The organism is Streptomyces roseochromogenus subsp. oscitans DS 12.976 (assembly GCF_000497445.1).
Classification (GTDB): domain Bacteria; phylum Actinomycetota; class Actinomycetes; order Streptomycetales; family Streptomycetaceae; genus Streptomyces; species Streptomyces oscitans.
Genome location: NZ_CM002285.1, coordinates 8266943 through 8287282 on the forward strand (window position 1 = coordinate 8266943; position 20340 = coordinate 8287282).

Consider the following 20340-nt stretch of genomic DNA (forward strand, 5'->3'; position numbering starts at 1 on the left):
CGGTGGCCACGGAACTGCACACACGGCTGACCGCCGCGGGTCTGGAAGCGGTGCGTCCGGACGCCGCGGTGGTCTCCGTGCGGGCTCCGTCCCCGGAGCAGGCGGTGCGCTGGGCGGCCGACTGCCGCGGCGCGGGGCTGGCCGTGGGCTGTTTCCGTCCTCCTTCCGTGCCCGACGGCATCTCACGGCTGCGGCTGACCGCCCGGGCGGACCTGTCCGGGGCGGAGATCGAACGCGCTGTACGGGTGATCGGAGAAACGCGACCATGAGTCGGCGTGACACGGCCGTGCTTCACCTATGAGTGATTACCGGTGATTGTTTACCTGTGACTGATTGCCTGTGATCGATTCTGATCAGAGCGCGGTGAGGAACCCCGCCCAGCTCCGGGCGGAGAAGAGCACCGCGGGTCCGGCGGGGCTCTTGGAGTCGCGCACGGCGAGCAGTCCGGCCCAGGGGCCGGAGTGCGGCCGGGCCGTCTCGACGCAGTTGTTGGCTCCCGTGCTGTAGCTGCTGCGCAGCCAGCGCACGTCGTGCAGATCGGTACTGGCAGGGACGTTCCGAGGCAGTGCTGACATGGTGCCTCCTTACGCGCCGTCACCTATCCCGGCGATGTAATCCAACGATTCCTCGGGTGAAAGGGCGTGCATCCGAAGGGTGTCGAAGGCCTCTGAGTAGGCCATGAGGTCTTCTTTCCGCTCCAGGTAGAGGCTACTCGTCAACTGGTCGAGAACAACCACGTCCAGATCAGAAGTGCTCGGAAATGAGAAGATAACGAAAGGTCCGGTGAGGCCGACATGCGCTCCGGCGCCGAACGGCAGGATCTGCAGCCGGACTTGGGGCAGCCGGGCCGCGTCCATCAGCCGTTCCAGCTGCCGGCCCATCACCTCGGGGCCGCCGATCTCGCGCCGCAGCACCGCCTCGTCCAGCACCGCGCTCAGCCTGAGCGGCCGTTCGGTGCGCAGCACGTCCTGCCGGGCCAGCCGTACCTCCACCAGCGTGTCCAGGCGTTCGTCGTCCAGATCCGTCACGGCCGCCCGGGTCACCGCGCGGGCGTACTCGGGCGTCTGGAGCAGTCCGGGTACGACCGTGGTCTCCAGGGTGCGCATCGCGCTGGCCTGCGACTCCAGGCTGATGAAGTCCCGGTAGGTGGGCGGCAGCACCCCGCGGTAGGCGTGCCACCAGCGGTGCCGGTCGCCCGCTTCCTCGGAGCCCGCCAGCATCAGCAGCAGCTCGCGCAGCTGCGCGTCCCGCACCCCGTAGGCGTCCAGGAGTAACCGCACGTCGGCTGGTTTCGCGCCGCTGGCACCCGTCTCGATACGGCTCACCTTCGACTGGTGCCAGCCGACCAGCCGGGCCGCCTCACCGCTCGTGAGCCCAGCACCGGTACGCAGCGTGCGCAATTCGGCACCCAGTTTGCGGCGCCGCACCGCCGGCCCGTTCTGCATGGGCTCCTCCTTACTCCTTCCGAGCCGCCCAAATACGGTCTCGCGTCGTAGAGTTCACCGCTTCGGGCGACAGATATATGCATATCTTGGTGGATCGCTCCCCGTGACCGGCCCGGTGATGGCAGGCTGACGAGCAAGCACCAGTCCGGGACCGTACTCGAACCCTCCGCTCCGTGTCGGACTGCGGTCCCGTGGGAAAGGGACGACGTCGCCATGGCAGACCACCTGGAAGCATCCGTCACTCTGCCGAGCGATCCAGCCTCGGTCTCCGCCGCCCGTTCCTACGTCGTCGGCACGCTCGCGGAGTGGGGCCTGCCGTCGGACACCGACGTGGCCGACACCGTGCGGCTCATCGTCTCCGAACTCGCCACGAACGCCGTACAGCACACCCTCGGGCAGTCACCCACCTTCACGGTCGACATCGCGCTGGACCGTGACGAACATCTGCGCATCGGTGTCACGGACAGTCACCCGCGCTTTCCGAAGAGACTGCCCGCCGCCGTCCAGCAGGACAACGGCCGCGGCATGGTCATCATCCGCTTTCTCACCGCCGAGTGCGGCGGCAAACTCCGCGTCCGCCCCACCCGCGAGGGCGGCAAGACGGTGTCGATCGAACTCCCGTGGACGTCTCCGGCGGAGACGGTGCCGTAGACGTCGGGGCACTCCAGCAGCGCTATCGCCCGGCTCGACCCTCTCCGGTACGACGGCCACCCCGAGGCCGGCGCTGACGAGCGCGTACACATGGTCGTGCCGCTCGTGCACCGGCTGGGCAGATGGTTGCGCCGGCCCCGGGCCGCCCGTGGGCTCCGGGCGGGCACCGGGACCGGCGCTGACGGTGCTGGGAGCGTCCCTGCTGCTGGAGCCGCTCCTGATATGACGCAGGGTCAGTTGATCCGGCCGTACCAGACGCTCGAGGTCCAGATCTTCTGGAGCCGCACCACGTCCCCGGTCTTCGGCGCGTGCCAGATCTTCCCGTGGCCGGCGTAGATACCGACGTGGTAGACGTACGAGCCCGAGTGGAAGAACACCAGGTCACCGGCCCTGCGGCTGCCGGCGGAGATGTGGTGTGACTTGTTGTACTGCGCGGCGGCGGTGCGCGGCAGGCTCTTGCCCGCCTTCTTGAACGAGTAGAGCGTCAGCCCCGAGCAGTCGAACCTGTGCGGCCCGGTGGCCCCCCATTGGTACGGCGACCCCTCCTTGGAGGCCGCGACCTGCAGTGCTTTCGACTCGAGGGTCGCGGCCGAGGCGTCCTGGGCGAGACCGGGGACCGTGATCGAGCCGCCGACGGCGGCGAGGGTGAGTGCCGAGGCCGTACCGGCCCGGGCCATGAGCGACGGGACACGATTGAGCGCAGTCATGCGCAACCCTTCGTCAGCCGCCTGTGAAGGATGACCTGTCGGATTCGGGCTGGCGAAGTTGCCCGGCCGCGTTGCCACGGCTTCACCCCAAGGGCCGCTCGGAACCCCCGCCCGTCTGCGACGACCAGACGAACTTCCGTTCCGGCGACCCGTCTTGCTTGGGTCCTCCACTCCTGCCGATCCACTCCTGTCGACCGGTCATCCGGACGGCGGCAGGACTCGGCGTCCGCCCGGACCGCCCCGCCGCGGTGGCGGGGGCTTGTCGTCAGACAGGGATCTTCACCTACAGCGGTCTGAAAATCCCAACGGAATCGGGGATTTGTGGTGTTACTCACCACTCGCCCATTCGGGTGGACAGCAGGGTGTTCGAGGCATCGTCAGCTCCCGGTCGTAGCCCCGGACCTGGGGCGGAGCATCTCGTTCCATGCCGCAGACCCGCGCGGTGCGCAAGTCGGGAGATCCGATGAACGTCCTGGATATACCCCGGTCGGCGGTACGCCGTTCGGGCCGTTTCACGTCCGTTCCGCGCGGCGCCCGTCGACATGCGGATCACGCCCGGCCTCTCGGGCGTCCGGATCAGCGGACACCGTCGGGCGGGAGCGCGACGCGCGCGGTACGACGTTCTCCGTCCAGGACCCGCAAGGCCCGTGCCATTGTGTCCCGGTGCAGCTCCGTCTCGCCCCGCTGGTGCATCAACGCGAGGGCGTCACGCAGCTCTGCGGCCTTGCGCACCAGGGCCTGGGCCGCGCGCAGCCCGCGATAGGTGTCTCCGCCGTGCGCGGGATTGATACGGCCCAGCAGGTCGGCCGCCTCCAGGTAACGGTCGATCAGATCGCCCTCGGCACGCGTCAGTGCGGGCAGCGGTGGCAGGTCCGGCAGCATCGGCGGCTCACTTCGCGCCCGGTGCGCCGGGCATGCTCCGCCGGCCGGGCACGATGCCGTCCACCAGGCCGTAGGCCACCGCCGCGGAGGCGTTCAGGACCAAGTCCCGCTCCAGATCCCGGTGTACCTCCTCCGCCGCGCGCCCGGTGTGCCGTACGAGTATGTCCTCCGTCAGTGCGCGCACCCGGGCCAGCTCCTCGGCCTCGATGAGCAGGTCGCTGGGCTGGCCCTCCACCGGCTCGGGGAGTCGCGGTTGCTCGATCACCATGCGCGCGCCGGGCAGGGTGAACCGCTTGCCCGGCGTGCCGGCCGCGAGCAGCAGCGCGGCGTGGGACGCGGCCTGGCCCAGGCAGTACGTCGACACATCGCAACTGACGTAACGCATCGTGTCGTAGACGGCCGTCAGCGCGCTGAACGTACCGCCGGGGGAGTTGACGTACAGCGTGATGTCCCGCTCCGGGGCCGCGTGTTCGAGGTACATGAACTGGGCCATCACGTCGTTCGCGGCCGCGTCGTCGAGCGCGGTGCCGAGGAAGACGATCCGGTCCTCGAAGAGCTTGCCGTAGGGGTCGAGCGTGCGCACGCCGCTGCTGGTGCGCTCGGTGAACTCGGGCAGGACATGACGGGCGAAAGCATGGGACATGGGCGCACCCCTTCTCATCGCACGGCCTCCGGTGGGCTCGGCATCTGTAAAAAATGTACAGGATGTACGTGACGTTAGAATGGGGGCATGGCCTACGAAATTCCGGTGACGCAAGCCAGGGCTGAGCTCGCCGACCTGATCAACCGGGTGGTGTACGGCGGTGAGCGCGTCGTCGTGACACGGCATGGCAAGCCGCTGGTCGCGCTGGTCTCGGCCGCCGATCTGGAGCGGCTGGACGCCCTCGACGAGCCGGCCGGGGAGCAGGTCGTCAGCTCGGTCTCGGGGGTCCGTGAGATCGGTTCCGCCCCGCGCGAACAGCAGCGGTTCGGGATCGCCGCGGAGCATCGCGGTCACGGTGTCGCGGCCGAACACCGCGGTCCGGGCGTGGCCGCCGAGCATCGCGGCCCCGGCGTGTCATGACCCAGGCGGGTATCGGCGCTCCCATCGCCCGGTCATCCGTGGATCAAAGTCTGGTTAACGTCGCTGAAACTCCGGCGGCTTAGCCTGCCCATCCACGCCATCAGGGGTTTTTGTGCCCGGATTGAGGACGATCCGGGGATTTGTCTGTGTGTTACACCTATCCCCGTCGTGATGGCAGCGGCAACCGGACCCCGCACGGTCCGGAGCAAGGACTGTGAGGTGGGACGTGCAACTGACCCCGCATGAGCAAGAGAGGCTGCTCATCCATGTGGCGGCCGACGTCGCCGAGAAGCGCCGGGCCCGCGGGCTGAGGCTCAACCACCCGGAAGCGGTCGCCCTCATCACGTCGCACATCCTCGAAGGAGCCCGTGACGGCCGTACCGTCTCCGAGCTGATGTCCTCCGGCCGCAAGCTCCTCACCAGGGACGACGTCATGGGCGGGGTCCCGGAGATGATCCACGACGTCCAGGTCGAGGCCACCTTCCCGGACGGCACCAAGCTCGTCACCGTCCACGAGCCGATCATCTGAAGGGGGCCGCGATGATTCCCGGAGAGATCCTGTTCGCGGACGACCCTGTCCACGTCAACGCCGGCCGTGAGATCACCCGGCTGACCGTGCTCAACGCCGCCGACCGGCCGGTCCAGGTCGGCTCCCACTACCACTTCGCCGAGGCCAACCCCGGCCTGGAGTTCGACCGCGCCGCGGCCCGCGGCAAGCGGCTGAACGTCGCCGCCGGTACCGCCGTGCGCTTCGAGCCCGGCATCCCCGTCGACGTCGAACTCGTGCCCCTCGCCGGTGCCCGGATCGTGCCGGGCCTGCGCGGCGAGACCGGAGGTGCCCTCGATGCCTGAGATCTCCCGCGGCGCCTACGCCGACCTCTTCGGACCCACCACCGGGGACCGCATCCGGCTCGCCGACACCGACCTGCTGATCGAGATCGAGGAGGACCGCTCCGGCGGCCCCGGCGCCTCCGGGGACGAGGCGGTCTTCGGCGGCGGCAAGGTCATCCGCGAGTCCATGGGCCAGTCCCGCGCCACCCGCGCCGACGGCACCCCCGACACCGTGATCACCGGCGCCGTCGTCATCGACCACTGGGGCGTCGTCAAGGCCGATGTCGGCATCCGCGACGGCCGGATCGCCGCGATCGGCAAGGCCGGCAACCCGGACACCATGGACGGCGTCCATCCCGACCTGGTCATCGGCCCCGAGACCGAGATCATCGCGGGCAACGGGCGGATCCTCACCGCCGGCGCCATCGACGCGCACGTCCACTTCATCTGCCCGCAGATCGCCGACGAGGCGCTGGCCTCCGGCATCACCACCCTGGTCGGCGGAGGCACCGGCCCCGCGGAGGGCTCCAAGGCCACCACGGTCACGCCCGGCCCCTGGCATCTCGCCCGGATGTTCGAGGCGATGGAGGCTTACCCGGTCAACGTCGGCTTCCTCGGCAAGGGCAACACCGTCTCCCACGAGGCGATGCTCTCCCAGATCCGTGGCGGCGCGGCCGGCCTGAAGCTGCACGAGGACTGGGGCTCCACCCCGGCCGTCATCGACGCCGCGCTGACCGTCGCCGACCGCACCGGCATCCAGGTCGCCATCCACACGGACACCCTCAACGAGGCAGGCTTCGTCGGCGACACCCTCGCCGCGATCGCGGGCCGGGGCATCCACTCGTACCACACCGAAGGCGCCGGCGGCGGGCACGCGCCAGACATCATGACCGTGGTCTCGCAGCCCAACGTGCTGCCCAGCTCCACCAACCCGACCCGGCCGTACACCGTCAACACCGCCGAGGAACACCTCGACATGCTGATGGTGTGCCACCACCTCAACCCCACCGTCCCCGAGGACCTGGCGTTCGCCGAGTCCCGTATCCGGCCGTCGACCATAGGAGCCGAGGACATCCTCCACGACCTCGGCGCGATCTCGATCATCTCCTCCGACTCCCAGGCGATGGGACGGGTGGGCGAGGTGATCCTGCGGACCTGGCAGACGGCTCATGTCATGAAGCGGCGGCGCGGCGCGCTGCCGGGCGACGGGCGCGCCGACAATCGGCGGGTACGGCGGTACGTCGCCAAGTACACGATCAATCCCGCGCTCGCCCAGGGCCTCGCCGCCGAGATCGGCTCCGTCGAGACCGGCAAGCTCGCCGACCTCGTGCTGTGGGAGCCGGCGTTCTTCGGGGTCAAGCCGCTCCTCGTGCTCAAGGGCGGCCAGATCGCCTACGCGCAGATGGGCGATGCCAACGCCTCCATCCCCACCCCGCAGCCGATCCTGCCCCGCCCGATGTACGGCGCGATCGGCCGCGCCCCGGCCGCCAACTCGGTCAACTTCGCCGCCCAGTTGGCGATAGAGGACGGGTTGCCGGAGCGTCTGGGGCTCGGCAAGCGGTTCGTGGCGATCGAGTCCACGCGCGCGGTGACCAAGGCCGACATGCGCGAGAACGACGCCCGGCCCGACGTCCGGATCGACCCCGACAGCTTCGCCGTGCACATCGACGGCGAACTGGTCGAGGCCGCACCGGCCGTCGAACTGCCCATGGCCCAGCGCTACTTCCTCTTCTGAGAGGGCGTTGTGATGGCACGGGCAGCACTTCTCGTCCTGGCCGACGGCCGCTTCCCCGCCGGAGGGCACGCCCACTCCGGCGGGGCGGAGGCCGCCGTCAAGGCCGGGCGCATCACCTCCGCCGCGAGCCTGGAGGACTTCTGCCGGGGACGGCTGCAGACCGCGGGGCTGGTCGCGGGAGCGGTGGCGGCGGCCGCCGTACTCGGCGTGGATCCGGGGGAGCTGGACGCGGCGGCGGACGCCCGTACGCCGTCTCCCGCCCTGCGGATCGCGGCGCGCCGGCTCGGGCGGCAGCTGCTGCGGGCGGTACGGGCCGGCTGGCCTTCGGCTGAACTCGACGCGCTGGCACGGGAGTTCCCCAAGGGAGCCCATCAGCCGGTGGTGCTCGGTCTGGCCGCACGGGCGGCCGGACTGGGCCCGGACGACGCGGCGTACTGCGCGGCGTACGAGAGCGTGAGCGGGCCGGCGACGGCCACGGTACGACTGCTGAGCCTGGACCCGTTCGACGCGACCGGTGTGCTGGCGCGGCTGGCGCCGGAGCTGGACCGCGTCGCGGATTCAGCGGTGGCGGCGGCGCGGAGGGTGCTCGACGAGGGTGTCGACGCACTGCCGGCCGCGTCGGGGCCCTTGCTGGAGGTCGGTGCGGAGTGGCATGCGGCCTGGTCTGCGCGGCTGTTCGCGTCGTAGAGGCCGCCCCCGCCGCCCCTGACTGTCCCCCAGGGGCTCCGCCCCTTTTGACCCCGCCAGGGGCTCTGCACCTGGACCCATAGGAGCCGTACATGCACCTCGACCACACCCACCCCGGCCCCGCCGCCGTCAGCGCGGACGCGCACCGTCCCGACGGAGCCCGCCGCGCCCTGCGCATCGGCATCGGTGGCCCCGTCGGGTCAGGGAAGACCGCGACCGTAGCCGCGCTCTGCCGGGCCCTGCGCGACGAGCTGTCGCTGGCCGTCGTCACCAACGACATCTACACCCGTGAGGACGCCGAGTTCCTGCTCCGGGAGGCCGTGCTGCCGCCCGAGCGGATCACCGCCGTGGAGACGGGCGCCTGTCCGCACACCGCGATCCGCGACGACATCTCGGCCAACCTCGAAGCCGTGGAGGACCTGGAGGACGCGGTCGGCCCGCTGGATCTGATCCTCGTCGAGTCCGGCGGCGACAACCTCACCGCGACCTTCTCCAAGGGGCTCGTGGACGCGCAGATCTTCGTGATCGACGTGGCCGGCGGCGACGACATCCCGCGCAAGGGCGGGCCCGGCGTCACCACGGCCGACCTGCTCGTCGTCAACAAGACCGACCTCGCGCCGTACGTCGGCTCAGACCTCGCCCGGATGGCCGCCGACGCCAAGGCTCAGCGCGCCGAACTCCCCGTGGTCTTCCAGTCGTTGCGCGGCGGCACCGGTGTCGCCGACGTGGCCTCCTGGGTGCGCGGGCGGCTCACCGCATGGACGGCGTGACCGCCACCGGGATCCGGGCGGACGCCCGGATCGTCGCCCGTGCCGACGGTCGTGGCGGCACCGTGCTGCCCGTGCTGGACGGCGACGGCCCGCTGGCCCTGCGCCGCACCCGGTCCGACGGCTCCGAGGCGAAGGTCATGCTGGTCGGCGCGATGAGCGGCCCGCTCGGCGGCGACCGCTTCTCGCTCACGGCGAGCGTGGCGGAGGGCGCCCGGCTGCACATCGGCTCGGCCGCCGCCACCCTCGCGCTGCCGGGCCAGGCCAAGGGAGAGGCCCGCTACGACGTACGGCTCGACGTGGCCGACGGCGCCGAACTGCACTGGCTGCCCGAGCAGTTGATCTCGGCCCGCGGCAGCGACCTGTACGTCACCACGCGGGCCGAACTCGCCGCCGGAGCCCGGCTCGTGCTGCGCGAGGAACAGGTGCTCGGGCGGGCGGGCGAGGACCCCGGGCGGCTCACCAGCCGGCTGACCGTACGGGTCGCGGGCCGGGCGGTACTGGACCAGGAACTGTCCTGCGGCCCCGGCGCACCAGGCGGCTGGGACGGCCCGGCGGTCCTGGCCGGACACCGCGCGGTGGGTCAACTCGTCGTCGTACGCCCCGAGTTCATGGAACACCCGGTCCAGGCGCAGGCCCTGGGGGAGTGCGCCGCCCTGATACCACTGGCCGGCCCCGCCGCCCTGGTCAGCGCGGTGGCCGCCGACGCACTGCGACTACGGCGGCTCCTGGACGAGGCACTGACCATGCTCCGCTGAGGCGAGCTGATCGCTCCCTGTCGCGGCCCCACGTGGCTTCTCGCTGCTTTGCGTCTCGCTCGACAGGACATGATCATCCGGTTATCGGATTGGTAAAGATGGGTGGCTACCCCTGTTCTCAGGCGGCTCACAGTCGCGAGGATCCTCGCTGACCACTCGCAGCGATCCTGATGTAGGGGGAGGCCCACTTGAGGGACAACAGACCGAAGAGCCGCCTGCTGGCGCTCGGTTCGGCCGGAGCGCTCGTCACCGCCACCCTGATCGCGGGTGCCGTCTCGGCACCCGCGGCCAGCGCCGCCGCCGGCCGGCCCGGCCCGGACCGGGAGGCCAAGGGTGCGGCGATCGCCGCCGCCCGCGCCGCCAAGGCCGGCATCGACTGGCAGGACTGCCCGGCCGACTGGGGGCTGGAGAAGCCCATCCAGTGCGGCTGGGTCAGCGTGCCCGTCGACTACGCCCACCCGTACGGCAAGCAGATCAAGCTCGCCGTCGACCGCATCGGCAACACGGGCACCCCGCAGGAGCGCCAGGGCGCGCTCGTCTACAACCCCGGCGGCCCCGGCGGCTCGGGCCTGAGGTTCCCGCGCCGGGTCACCACCAAGAACCCCGTGTGGGCCAATGTCGCCAAGGCCTACGACTTCGTCGGCTTCGACCCGCGCGGCGTCGGCCACTCCGCGCCCATCTCCTGTGAGGACCCGCAGGAGTTCGTGAAGGCGCCGAAGATGGACCCGGTGCCGGACACCGAGGCGGACAAGACGGCTCAGCGCAAGCTGGCCCGTGAGTACGCGGACGGCTGCCTGGAGCGCACCGGCCGCGCGATGCTCCAGCAGATGACCACCCCGAACACCGCCCGTGACCTGGACGTCATCCGCGCGGCCCTGGGCGAGAAGAAGCTCAACTACCTGGGCGTCTCCTACGGCACCTACCTCGGCGCCGTCTACGGGACCCTGTTCCCGGGCCATCTGCGCCGCATGATCGTCGACAGCGTGGTCAACCCCGCCCGCGAGAACATCTGGTACCAGGCCAACCTGAACCAGGACATCGCCTTCGAGGGCCGCTGGAAGGACTGGGAGGACTGGGTCGCCGCGAACGACGCCGCCTTCCACCTCGGCACCACCCGCGCCGCCGTCCAGGCCAAGTGGCTCGAGCTGCGCGCCACCGCCAAGAAGAGCCCGATCGGCGGGGTCGTCGGCCCGGCCGAGCTGATCTCCTTCTTCCAGAGCGCGCCGTACTACGACTCGTCGTGGGTGCCGGTCGCCACGGTGTTCAGCAAGTACTTCGCCGGTGACACCAAGGCGCTCGTCGACGCCGCCGGCCCGAACCTGTCGAACACGGCCGGCAACATCAGCGCCGAGAACGGCAACGCCGTCTACACGGCCGTCGAGTGCACCGACGCCAAGTGGCCCACCAGCTGGCAGAAGTGGAACCGGGACAACACCCGGCTCAACCAGGACTACCCGTTCATGACCTGGGCGAACGCCTGGATGAACCTGCCCTGCGCCACCTGGCCCGTGCAGCAGCGGACCCCGGTCGAGGTGCGGACCGGCAAGGGCCTGCCGCAGGTGCTGATCGTGCAGTCCACCCGGGACGCCGCCACCCCGTACGAGGGCGCCGTCGAACTGCACAAGCGTTTCCAGGGCTCGCGTCTGATCACCGAGAAGGACGCGGGCTCCCATGGGGTGACCGGCCTGGTCAATCCCTGCATCAACCAGCGCGTCGACGCCTACCTGATCGACGGCAAGCTGGACGGTGCGGACGTGACCTGCGGCCCGCACGCCACGCCCAAGCCGTAACCCGTCCCGTACGGTGACGAGGGGCGGCCGGACTCTCCGGCCGCCCCTCGTTCATGCCGCGTACCAGGCGTCCTCGGCCGCGTAGTCGAACAGGTCCGGATACACCTGGGCGAGGAACGGGAAGCACTCCCGCCAGTCCCGCCCGGCGGCCAGCACATCGGTCAGCCACACGACGGTCTCCGGCAGGCTCCCCGCGTACGACACCACCGGCCGGTGGCCCAGCTCCCGCTCCGCGGCGGACATGTCGGCGACGACCGGCAGCGGCGTCGACCACGGAGTCCGGCCGACGGAGCCCTCGGGCGGACCGTCGAGGAGTGTCGTCTCCGTCTCCACACCCATCACCGCGTCGACCGCTGCCCCGATCTCGGCGACCGTCGGCGCCTGGCCGTCACAGGCGTTCAGCACCCGGACACCGGGCCGGGCCGCCGACAGCCGGACCAGCTCGGCGATGTTCCGGGCACTGGCCGGATGGAACCGGCTCTCGCCCCGATACGACAGCACGCGCCTGCGCCTGCCGTCCAGATTCCGTTTCACGAAGTACAGCTCCCTGGGGAGCGGGCTGTACGGCCCGTGCACCGCGCCCGGCCGCAGCACCGTGACCGGCAACATGTCGGCGGCCGCGAGGAGTTCCCGCTCCAGATCCACCTTCCGGGTGCTGTACGACGCCTCGCCCGGAGGAACCGTCGGATGCGTCTCGGGGATCGGCACCGGGTAGGCGGGGAAGCCGCCCGGTTCCCGCAGCGTGTCGAAGTTCCGGCCCGAGCCGTCGTCGTACACGGCCACGCTGGAGATCACCACCGCCGAGCCGATCCGGCCCGCCAGGGACGTCAACTGCCGGGCGTGTACGGCGTCGTAGGCGACCATGTCGACCAGCAGGTCGCAGCCGTCGCCGACCAGCGCGGCCAGGGCCGCGTCGTCGGAGCGGTCCAGCCGGACCGTCCGTACCGTGTCGTCCCACCCCTCGTCCCGGCCGCCGCCCCGCGAGGCGGCCGTCACCTCCCAGCCGTCCCGCGCCAGCGCGTCCACGGTCGGCCGGCCGATCTGTCCGCTCGCCCCGATCACCACAGCCCTCTTCATACGGCGAGCCTAGGGGAATGGAGCGTCGGGGCCACGGAACTTCTGCCGTCGGCAGAGGAGGTCAGCTCAGCGGCGCCCGTGGGAACCTGCGTTCCCTCGCGCCCTTCTCGGCGGCCTGCCGCTCCTTGACGACGGCCGCGTACTCGTCGACGTACTCCTGCTCGGACAGGGTCAGGATCGCGTACATGATCTCGTCGGTGACGGCCCGCAGGATCGCCTTCTCGTGCTCCATGCCCGCATAGCGGGAGAAGTCGAGGGCCTTGCCGAAGCGGATGGTGACGGGGTGGATGTTCGGGACGACCTTCCCGGGCGGCTGGGCCTCGAAGGTGCCGATCATCGCGCACGGTACGACGGGCACCCCGGCCCTCAGCGCCATCACGGCGACGCCGACCTTCCCCTTGTAGAGCCGGCCGTCGTGCGAACGGGTGCCCTCGGGATAGATGCCGAGCAATTCGTCTCTGCTCAGCACCTTGAGGCCCTCGCGGATCGCGGCCTGTCCGGCCTCCTTGCCCGAGCGGTCCACCGGGATCTGCCCGGCGCTGCGGAAGAAGAACGCGGTGAGCCGGCCCCTGAGCCCCGGGCCGGTGAAATACTCGGCCTTCGCGAGGAACGTGATCCTGCGCTTGAGCATCGCCGGCATCAGGAAATGGTCGGAGAACGACAGATGGTTCCCGGCGACGATCGCGGGCCCGGAGGCCGGCACGTTCTCCAGGCCCTCGATCCGGGGCCGGAAGACCAGCCTCAGCAGGGGGCCCAGCAGTACGTACTTGAGCAGGTAATAGAACAAGGGGTCGCTCCTCACTCTGGCGGATCGGCTCAACCGCCGCGTTCTCGCTGGTCAACCGGCGTGTTATGGGGCGTCAGTGTATGTGCAGGTGTAGTCGCGTGGAACCGGGTCCGGTCGTATCAATGCTGACCCATTGCCGACGTAACTGACGGGTAATCAGGTCAGCGGTTGGGTGGTTCTCGTGCGGGTTGGGGAAGGTCGCGGGATCACACTGCTGCTACTCGCCGGTAGGCGACAACCCGATCAAGGAACCTGGCGCAATCGCGGTTGATAGCTGGCGGACGTGTGACTCTTGCGTCGGCCGGCTTGGCGGAGGAGGCTCCATTACCCGGCTGGGGCTCGGGTCCTTGCAGCACACACAGCTCGACGCCAGCAAACTGACCGGAAACACCGAGGGGTTCGTCGGTGGTGAAGATGCCGCAGCCGGACAATGGCATCCTCTTTCCCAACCTCCCGCCGTTCCTCGGCCCCCTGATCCGCGGTTCCCGCACCTCGCGCCCGGCGAGGGGCCGCAGGTCCGTCATGGTGAACGACTCTCCGGTGAGGTAGGGCTCGAGGAACTCGGCAGCCTGCGCCGGGATCCGGGCGCGCTCCCGGTTCCCGATGTGGGTGCACAGCAGGTGCCCGTCCCTGTCGAGGAAGTCGATGTCTTCGACGGGTATGCGAAGAGCCCCCGCCACATCGGGACCGCTGACGTCGATGATCTGCCGGCGGGACACTTCGTCGGCGAACGCCCTGTACAACCGGACGGCTTCGGCAAGTTCCTCCGGAGTCATCGCCGGATCGACACTGTGGAAGTGGTTCAGGGCGTACTGCGCCTGGGCGCTCACCTCGGTGGAGGCGGTCCTCACCAGACCGAAACGTTGGGGGTTGATCAGGAACTCGCACCCGGACTCCACCATCAGCCCGAGAACTTCCTTGTCGAAACGCCGATCGACCATTGCGAAGGAGTTCCAGCTGATGTTCAGGCCACGGTCGGTGATCGCCTGGCTCATCCGCCGGGCGAAGGCCGGCGGAATGGATTCCGTGATGAACTTGAACCGCTGTACGCCAAACTTCTCAACCAATTCCTGGATCTCGTCCACGAAATTGTTCGGCTGTCGGCCGCGGAACGGGGGGCTGCCGTCGTACAGCTCGATGAAGTCGCAGTAGTCGCACTTCCCCCAGTAGCAGCCACGGGCTTGGGTGATGGCCAAAGTCGGATCCGCCAGCCGGTCGAGCGCATCCGCGGGATATGCGGGAGCAGGCAACTTGTTGATGTTCGGTCCCGGGGCCGGGGCCGCGTGGACCACATCGTCTCCTTCCTGGTACGAGACGCCGGGAATCCCGGCGGGCGAGAAGCTGCCGGCTACAGCGCGCTGGGCCAGGGTCAGCAGCGGGTACTCGCCGCCGAAACGCACCACACAGTCGACCGCGGGATGGTGCCGGAGCCTGGTCGACAGGTCATCCGGTTCCATCAAGCTGAACGTCGGCCCGCCCAGCACGATCGAGGTCTCGGGGTGGCTCTTCTTCAGCAGGGCAGCCAGCATGAGGGAAGGCTCCAGCTGCGGCCCCATGGGCACGGATATACCGATCAGCGAGGTTCCCGCGGAAATCCGCTCGGTGATCCCCGAGTTCACGTAGAACCGCTCGAAAGCGTCCAGTGGATGCCGGTCCGTGCGCACTGCGCGCAGCACTTCCGCGCCCGGATCCAGGCTGAACGGGCGAGCGATCAGCTCCATCGCGTAGGCGGACTTGCTGTCGGCGCCGTAGCGATCCGTACCGAAGCAGTGCCGTCCTTGCGCATCGATCAGGCGATCGTTCTCCTCGAGGAAGGCGGCAAGCACCGCCGTGGCCGGGAAGAAGCTACTGGAGATAGCAATCTCATACGACTACGGCGATTCGCGGGAGTGAGGCGGACGCGACCGCGCTTGAAGGCTCTCCCAGCGTAAGCGTGACAGGGCGTCAGCGAGGGTTTTGGATTTGCCGCGCCTCTCGGCACGGTGATTGCCCGGCGGTGGTGCAAACGCCTTGCTCACAGGCAATGGGCCCGCGAGCCGTGGCCGGTCGCTCGCCCCCACGCCCTTACGATGGCGCCCATGCACAGCGCCGGACCCCACGCCTCGTGCCCGCCCCAGCGGCGGCGGTGTGGGCTGCTGGTGCTGTCGCTGTTGGTGGGGCTGTTGGGGATGCATGCGCTCGGGCCCGTCGGGGGTGTGGGGCATGCGGAGCACGGGGACGCGGGGCGGCACATGGTCGCCGCGAGCACCGTCGCCGTCGTCGCGCAGGACGATTGTGCGGACGCCGACGGGCACTGCGGTGGGGGGCGGCTGCATCATGCCGATCCCGCCTGTGCCTCGGGTGCGGTGAACGGCGGCCCGGAGCTGCCCGCGCTGGTCCCTGACCGCACGGCCATCGCCGCGCCGGACCGTTGTCCGGGTTCCCGTGCGGCCGCCGGACCGGAAGGCGCCCGCGCCTCGCCCTCCCTTGCCGAACTCCAACTCCTGCGGATCTAGAGGGCCCCGCCGGCCGCACCGCCCGCCTCCGCACGGCGGGCCCGCGGTCGTGCTCACGCCTGCCCTGCATCCCTTGAGAACCACAGGAGTTCCCGTATGACCACCCGTACTCTCACCCGCCGTGCCACCCTGGCAGCGGTCGCCGCGACCGCCGGCCTCGTCCTCGCCGCCTGTGGTGGCAGCGGTGGCAGGGGTGACGGTGGCGGTCACGCCGCGCACGGCGCCTCCGCCTCCCCGGGCGCGACCGGCGCGACGGCCAGCACCGCCCACAACGCCCAGGACGTCGCCTTCGCGCAGGCCATGATCCCGCATCACCAGCAGGCTCTGGAGATGGCGCGGCTCGCCGCCGACCGGGCCTCCTCGGCGCAGGTGAAGGACCTGGTCAGCCGCATCGAGAAGGCGCAGGACCCCGAGATCCGCACCATGACCGGCTGGCTCAAGTCCTGGGGCGAGCAGGTGCCCATGGCTGGCATGGACCACTCGGGCCACTCCGGTATGTCCGGGATGATGAGCGACGCCGACATGGCCGCGCTGAAGAAGGCCGAGGGCAAGGACTTCGACACGAAGTTCCTGTCCATGATGGTCGAGCACCACCAGGGCGCCGTGGAGATGGCCGGCACGGAGAAGGCCAAGGGCGCGTACGGGCCCGCGAAAGCCCTGGCGGGCGCCATCGTCACCGCTCAGAACGCCGAGATCAAGGAGATGAAGACGCTCCTCGGTTCGAGCGGCACGAGCGGCTCCAGCGGCATGAACGGCATGAATGGCATGGGCTGACGTACTGCGGGGCCGGGGGCCCTGTCATCGGCACCGGCCCCCGCCCCCACCCACACGTCACAGCCGCACGATGACCAGCGCCGTGTCGTCGGTTGCGCCCCCGGGAGGCAGCAGTTCCAGCAGGACCGCGTCCGCGAGGCGCTCGGGGTCCTCGTCGCGATGGCGGTCGAGGGACTCGGCGAGGCGGGCCAGCCCCGTGTCGATGTCCTCGCCGCGGCGCTCGATCAGGCCGTCTGTGTAGAGGACGAGGGTGGCGCCCTCGGCGTAGTCCGTACCGGCCTGAGGTCTGGGGATCGGGTCGGGGCGGGCGTCGAGCGGCGGGTCGGTGGCCTGGTCGAGGAACTCCACGCGGCCGTCCGGCTGGACGAGCGCGGGCGGCGGATGGCCGGCGCTGCTGTAGGTGATCGTGTGGTGGTCGAAGTCGATGAACGTCGTGACGGCGGTGGCCGATTCGGCGCCGTCGACGACGTGTGCGTACCGCCCCAGGACGTTCAGGGCCTCGGCCGGCCCCGCGGCTACCCGCGAGGCGGCGCTCAGCGCGCTGCGCAGCTGGCCCATCACCCCGGCGGCCTCCAGGCCGTGCCCGACCACGTCACCCACGGCCACGCCCATGCGGTGGCCGCCCACCAGGTCGACGATGTCGTACCAGTCCCCGCACACGTTCAGCGCGCCCACCGCGGGCCGGTAGCGCACGGCCGCGTGATGGCGGCCCAGCTGCCGGCGGGCGGGCAGCATCGCCTCCTGCAGGGCGAGGGCCACCTCGCGCTCGCGGGCGTGCGCCTGGCGCAGCCGTTCGTTGAGCTCCTGCAGCTCACGGGCGCGCGTGTACAGCTCGGCCTCCAGGACGCGGGCCCGGCCGCCGGCGGGGCCGCCGCGGAGCCGGATCAGCTCGGTGACCTCCTCGACCCGGTGCACCAGCAGCACCACCTTCCCGTCCGCGTCGCACACCGGCGCGTTGACCGGGCTCCAGTAGCGCTCCTCCCACTCGCCGGGCCGCTCGGGGTTCTCGACGTCGTAGCGCTGCAGGGCCATGGAATCGCGCTCGCCGGTAGCCGCGACCCGGGTCAGCGAGGCGGCCAGATTGCGCATGCCCGATGCGCCGGGGTCGTTCGGGTTGTCCGGGAAGACGTCGAAGAGGTAGCGCCCGATCATCTGCTCGCGGGTGCGCCCGGCCAGCCGCAGGAACTCCTCGTTGACGTCCGCGTAGACCAGGTCGGGCGTCAGCAGGGCCACCATGCCCGGCAGCGCCTGGAACACCCTCGCGTAGTCGATGGCCGTGTCGTTCATGGCTGCCGCCCATCCGCCGGAATCACGCCATTTTCCCATGTCATGCGATGTATGACCGTGTCGAGGGGGTCAGGCCGGCGGCTCCGTCAGGGACTGCTCCGCCCAGATGACCTTCCCCTCGGGTACGAAGCGGGTTCCCCACCGCTGGGTGAACTGGGAGACCAGCAGCAGTCCGCGGCCGCCCTCGTCCAGGGCGCGCGGATGGCGCAGATGCGGCGCGGTGGCGCCCCCGTCGGACACCTCGCAGATCAGGGTCCGTTCCCTGATCAGCCGAAGCCGGATGGGGCCCTCCGCATGCCGGATGGCGTTGGTGACCAGCTCGCTCACGACCAGTTCGGTGGTGAACGCCAGCTCCTCCAGATCCCACTCGGCCAGCTGCCGGGCGGCCTCCTTGCGGGCGTCGGCGACCACGGCCGGGTCGGTGGCCAGGTCCCAGTCGGCGACCTGCCCGGCGCCGAGCAGCCTGGTCCGGGCCATCAGCAGGGCCACGTCGTCGTGCGGCCGGGAAGGGACCAGCGCCTCGATCACGGACCGGCAGCGCTGGTCGAGCGAGGAGCTGCGCCGCTCCAGCGCGCGGCGCAGCCGCTCGCGGTCCGCGTCGATGCCCTCGTCGGCCTCGTCGGCCCCGTCGCCCGCGTGAGCCAGCAGCCCATCGGTGTGCAGGGCCAGCGTGCTGCCCTCGGCCAGGGCCAGCTCGACCGCCTCGTAGGGTGGACCGCCCGCACCGAGCGGCGGCCCCTGCGGGAGGTCGACGAAGGCGGCGGTGCCGTCGGGCCGGACGACGGCGGGCGCGGGATGGCCCGCGGCGGCCATGGTGCATCGCCCGTCGACCGGGTCGTAGACGACGTACACACACCCGGAGCCCAGCGCCTGGGCGTCGGCGTCCTCCGGGAGCTCCGGCAGGCCCTCCTCGTCGGCCGTCCGTGCCACCAGGTCGTCGAGATGCGCGAGGATCTCCTCGGGCGGCAGATCGAGCGCCGCGAGGGTGCGTACGGCGGTGCGCAGCCGCCCCATGGCCGCGGCGGCGTCGATGCCGTGCCCCGGCACCTCGCCCACGACCAGGGCCACGCGCGCGCCGGACAGCGGGATGAGGTCGTACCAGTCGCCGCCGAGGCCGGTCAGCTCGTCGGCCGGCCGGTAGCAGGCGGCCGCCTCCACCGCCCCCTGCTCGGGCAGCCGGTGCGGCAGCAGGCTGCGCTGCAGGACCAGGGCCGCGTCCCGCTCGCGGGTGTAGCGGCGGGCGTTGTCCACGCAGACCGCCGCCCGGGACACCAGATCCTCGGCGAGACTCAGGTCGTCCTCGTCGAACGGCTCCTGCCGACGGCGCCGGAAGAACGTGGTGACGCCCATCGTGACGCCCCGCGCCCGGATCGGCACGATCATCACGCTGTGCATGCCCAGGTCCAGGAAGGCCGCCGCCCGGCCCGCCGGGATGTCCGTGGCCCACTCCCTGGCCAGCGGGTCGAGCCGCTCCTCGCGCCAGGACCGGCCCGTGGTCAGACAGCGGATCAGGGGCGATCCGGCGAGATAGGTGGCCACTTCACCGATCTCTACGACGGCCTCCGGGATCCCGGGGTTCACCGACTGGTGCCCGGCCCGGCGCAGCGGCACCTGATCCGTCTCGCTCGGCGGCTCGGGCTCGGCGCCGCGCAGCACCGAATCCAGCAGGTCCACACCGACGAAGTCGGCGAAGCCCTGCACGGCCACGTCGGCCAGTTCCTGCGCGGTCCGCCAGATGTCCAGGGTGCGCCCGATCTGCTCGCCGGCCCGGTCGAGCAGGGCCAGCCGCTGCCGGGCGCGGTGCCGCTCGGTGACGTCGACCACGGTGTAGTACACGCCCATCGGGTGACCCAGGTCGTCCTCGAGGCGGGTGAACGACATCATGTGCGCCGTCTCGCGGTGCGGCGCGGACCGCACCTGGCCCACATGCTCGTACCCGACCACCGGCCGGCCGGACTCCAGCACCCGCCGCATCTGCGTCTCGATGTCCGCGGAGTCGATGCCCGGCTGGATCTCCGCCAGCCGCCGCCCCAGCCGCTCCCGTGGGGAGCCGCCGCCGTAACGTTCCAGCGCCGCGTTCGACCACACGCACCGCAGATCGCGGTCCACGATCGCTATGCCGACGGGGGAGTCGGTCACCATCTGCTCCAGCACCGCACGGCTCATGTCCCAGCCGCGTGCCCCGGAGACCTCGGAGAGCAGAACCAGCCACTGCGGCGCCCCGCCGGAATCCACCGCCGAAGTGATCCGCACCATCAGCCGGACCGGCCGCCCGTCCCTGCGCCGAGCGGTCAGCAGCCCCGCCCAGCCGCCGTCCCTGCGGCACCGCTCGGCCAGCTCGGGCGCCCGCACGGCGTCCTCGGCGGACAACAGACCGACCGCGCGGGTGCCCACCACCTGGGCAGCCGGGTACGCCAGCAGCCGCTCGGCGTTGGGCGTCCAGCCCGTCACCACGCCCTGCGCGTCGACCAGCAGGGGCGCGGCGTCGGCCACGTCGAACCGCTGCCGGGCAACGTCCTGCTCCTCGTGAGTGCCCACGGTCGACCTCTCTGTAGCTGAGAGTGGTCTACCCCCTCTTGGCTCAATCGTCACTCTTCGGCCATC

At 70.8% G+C, this 20340-nt stretch carries 22 protein-coding genes and 1 riboswitch; of the genes, 12 read left to right on the forward strand and 10 right to left on the reverse strand.

Annotation, left to right across the window (positions count from 1 at the left end):
• Positions 1–269: aminotransferase class I/II-fold pyridoxal phosphate-dependent enzyme (locus tag M878_RS49710; RefSeq protein WP_245238274.1), on the forward strand; the 269-nt coding region annotated here is incomplete at its 5' end.
• An 84-nt stretch (positions 270–353) separates the two neighbouring features.
• Here the strand turns inward: M878_RS49710 and M878_RS85420 are convergent.
• A complete protein-coding gene (locus tag M878_RS85420) occupies positions 354–575 on the reverse strand; it encodes a DUF397 domain-containing protein (protein WP_023552558.1) in 222 nt (73 codons plus the stop codon).
• Positions 576–584: 9 nt separating this feature from the next.
• On the reverse strand, positions 585–1445 hold the full coding sequence (locus M878_RS85425) for a helix-turn-helix domain-containing protein (RefSeq protein ID WP_023552559.1): 861 nt from the start codon (positions 1443–1445) through the stop codon (positions 585–587).
• 213 nt (positions 1446–1658) lie between these two features.
• Between M878_RS85425 and M878_RS85430 the strand changes: the two genes are divergently transcribed.
• Positions 1659–2096, forward strand: coding sequence for an ATP-binding protein (locus M878_RS85430; protein WP_023552561.1), 438 nt, complete (start codon positions 1659–1661; stop codon positions 2094–2096).
• Between the two features lie 233 nt (positions 2097–2329).
• On the opposite strand, the gene M878_RS85435 is transcribed toward M878_RS85430, so the two are convergent.
• From M878_RS85435 to M878_RS85445, 3 genes are all read right to left on the reverse strand, one after another.
• The gene (locus tag M878_RS85435; RefSeq protein ID WP_031226790.1) at positions 2330–2803 is read right to left on the reverse strand and encodes a C40 family peptidase; all 474 of its coding nucleotides are present in this window, start codon (positions 2801–2803) and stop codon (positions 2330–2332) included.
• Between the two features lie 3 nt (positions 2804–2806).
• Positions 2807–2944: riboswitch (cyclic di-AMP (ydaO/yuaA leader) on the reverse strand.
• A 435-nt stretch (positions 2945–3379) separates the two neighbouring features.
• Entirely contained in the window at positions 3380–3685 is a 306-nt protein-coding gene (locus tag M878_RS85440; RefSeq protein ID WP_023552564.1) for a hypothetical protein, read from the reverse strand.
• 7 nt (positions 3686–3692) lie between these two features.
• Positions 3693–4328, reverse strand: a complete 636-nt coding sequence (locus tag M878_RS85445) for an ATP-dependent Clp protease proteolytic subunit (RefSeq protein ID WP_023552566.1) — start codon at positions 4326–4328, stop codon at positions 3693–3695.
• A gap of 87 nt (positions 4329–4415) precedes the next feature.
• Between M878_RS85445 and M878_RS85450 the strand changes: the two genes are divergently transcribed.
• From M878_RS85450 to M878_RS85485, 8 genes are all read left to right on the forward strand, one after another.
• Entirely contained in the window at positions 4416–4748 is a 333-nt protein-coding gene (locus M878_RS85450) for a type II toxin-antitoxin system Phd/YefM family antitoxin (protein ID WP_023552568.1), read from the forward strand.
• 226 nt (positions 4749–4974) lie between these two features.
• Entirely contained in the window at positions 4975–5277 is a 303-nt protein-coding gene (locus tag M878_RS85455) for an urease subunit gamma (RefSeq protein WP_023552570.1), read from the forward strand.
• 11 nt (positions 5278–5288) lie between these two features.
• Positions 5289–5600 (forward strand): urease subunit beta, encoded by a 312-nt coding sequence (locus M878_RS85460; protein WP_023552572.1) that lies wholly within the window; start codon positions 5289–5291, stop codon positions 5598–5600.
• Entirely contained in the window at positions 5593–7314 is a 1722-nt protein-coding gene (locus M878_RS85465) for an urease subunit alpha (RefSeq protein ID WP_023552574.1), read from the forward strand. The genes M878_RS85460 and M878_RS85465 overlap by 8 nt, the downstream gene beginning before the upstream one ends.
• Positions 7315–7326: 12 nt before the next feature.
• A complete protein-coding gene (locus M878_RS85470) occupies positions 7327–8001 on the forward strand; it encodes an urease accessory protein UreF (RefSeq protein ID WP_023552575.1) in 675 nt (224 codons plus the stop codon).
• 92 nt (positions 8002–8093) lie between these two features.
• Positions 8094–8771, forward strand: coding sequence for an urease accessory protein UreG (ureG, locus tag M878_RS85475; RefSeq protein WP_023552577.1), 678 nt, complete (start codon positions 8094–8096; stop codon positions 8769–8771).
• Complete coding sequence (locus M878_RS85480; RefSeq protein WP_023552579.1) at positions 8759–9526, forward strand: urease accessory protein UreD; 768 nt, start codon at positions 8759–8761, stop codon at positions 9524–9526. Before ureG ends, M878_RS85480 begins: the two co-directional genes overlap by 13 nt.
• Positions 9527–9714: 188 nt before the next feature.
• Positions 9715–11316 (forward strand): alpha/beta hydrolase, encoded by a 1602-nt coding sequence (locus M878_RS85485; RefSeq protein ID WP_023552582.1) that lies wholly within the window; start codon positions 9715–9717, stop codon positions 11314–11316.
• A 51-nt stretch (positions 11317–11367) separates the two neighbouring features.
• On the opposite strand, the gene M878_RS85490 is transcribed toward M878_RS85485, so the two are convergent.
• From M878_RS85490 to M878_RS85500, 3 genes are all read right to left on the reverse strand, one after another.
• Complete coding sequence (locus M878_RS85490) at positions 11368–12393, reverse strand: NAD-dependent epimerase/dehydratase family protein (RefSeq protein WP_245238276.1); 1026 nt, start codon at positions 12391–12393, stop codon at positions 11368–11370.
• Between the two features lie 61 nt (positions 12394–12454).
• Positions 12455–13180: a lysophospholipid acyltransferase family protein gene (locus tag M878_RS85495; protein WP_023552585.1), complete on the reverse strand. Its 726-nt coding sequence runs from the start codon at positions 13178–13180 to the stop codon at positions 12455–12457.
• Positions 13181–13386: 206 nt separating this feature from the next.
• Positions 13387–15006, reverse strand: a complete 1620-nt coding sequence (locus M878_RS85500) for a B12-binding domain-containing radical SAM protein (RefSeq protein WP_023552587.1) — start codon at positions 15004–15006, stop codon at positions 13387–13389.
• 252 nt (positions 15007–15258) lie between these two features.
• On the opposite strand from M878_RS85500, the gene M878_RS49715 reads away from it, so the two are divergent.
• Together M878_RS49715 and M878_RS85505 are read left to right on the forward strand one after the other, a co-directional pair.
• Positions 15259–15675, forward strand: a complete 417-nt coding sequence (locus M878_RS49715) for a DUF6153 family protein (RefSeq protein ID WP_051430333.1) — start codon at positions 15259–15261, stop codon at positions 15673–15675.
• 96 nt (positions 15676–15771) lie between these two features.
• Positions 15772–16449, forward strand: a complete 678-nt coding sequence (locus M878_RS85505; protein WP_023552591.1) for a DUF305 domain-containing protein — start codon at positions 15772–15774, stop codon at positions 16447–16449.
• A 57-nt stretch (positions 16450–16506) separates the two neighbouring features.
• Here M878_RS85505 and M878_RS85510 read toward each other — a convergent pair whose 3' ends face one another.
• Positions 16507–17736, reverse strand: coding sequence for a PP2C family protein-serine/threonine phosphatase (locus M878_RS85510; RefSeq protein ID WP_023552592.1), 1230 nt, complete (start codon positions 17734–17736; stop codon positions 16507–16509).
• A gap of 69 nt (positions 17737–17805) precedes the next feature.
• Positions 17806–20274 (reverse strand): SpoIIE family protein phosphatase, encoded by a 2469-nt coding sequence (locus M878_RS85515; RefSeq protein ID WP_023552593.1) that lies wholly within the window; start codon positions 20272–20274, stop codon positions 17806–17808.
• Between the last annotated feature and the right edge of the window lie 66 nt (positions 20275–20340).